1 protein-coding gene is annotated in these 784 nt (G+C 56.0%); it reads right to left on the bottom strand.

Annotated features, from left to right (window positions below; translation table 11 throughout):
- Nucleotides 1-488: 488 nt before the first annotated feature.
- Nucleotides 489-784, bottom strand: a 296-nt coding sequence (locus tag N5C91_RS31835) for a hypothetical protein (protein ID WP_279834523.1), incomplete at its 5' end; no start/stop codon positions are given.

Here is a 784-nt window from a genome sequence, read left to right on the forward strand (position 1 = left end):
CTTGACCGTGACGTTTTCGGGAGCGACGTCTTTGCTGTCGACCTGGAGCAGGTATTTGGTGCCTGCCTGGGCCTTGACCTTGCCACCTGATTTGACGGCGACCTTCGTGGCTGCATTTTCGCTAACAGCAACAAGACCAATATTTTCAATAGACATCTAAAGCTTGCCTCGGGGAAGGACGGTTTTCGAGGCAATAATCTTGAGTTTACAATCGTAAGTTTTATATTCAGATAATTCCGAAGCGCTTGTTATATATTCCTAACAGCTGAAGACCTCTCAAGAAAACGAGTGTGCAGGGTTTGCTCGAAGGCCAATTTCCGTGGCATCGCCCTCGTTACCAGCAGCACGCAAACGAAAAAGCCCGCCATTCACGGCGGGCTTTTCGTTGTTGATGGGCACTCCAATTCGTGCAGCAGGGTTCGATCAGAACAGTGCGAGATGAAGGGAAGCTGGGGCCGACCCGAAGGGCCGGCCCCGCCTCGTCGGCGTCAGACCAGGTGGACCTGCACGCCTTGCTGGATGAGCAGCTCGGCTTCGGTGCTGGAGTTCTGGTAGACGTGGTAGGAAATATCTCCCACCGCCACCGTGCCCTTGTCGGACCAGGTGCCAGCATCTGCGCCGTTGCTCGCGAGGTTGACCACGTCGGAGCTGTCGCCCTTGACCAGCATTTGCACACCGTGGCTGTCGCCAGTGTGGAACAGGTCGGCCTGACCGTTATCCAGTACGTCCTGCAGCGACAGTTTCAGGCTGTTGTGTGCCTGGCCGTCGCCGGTCAGGTCGATCA

The sequence above is a fragment of the Pseudomonas sp. GD03903 genome, from assembly GCF_029840045.1.
GTDB lineage: Bacteria > Pseudomonadota > Gammaproteobacteria > Pseudomonadales > Pseudomonadaceae > Pseudomonas > Pseudomonas pseudonitroreducens.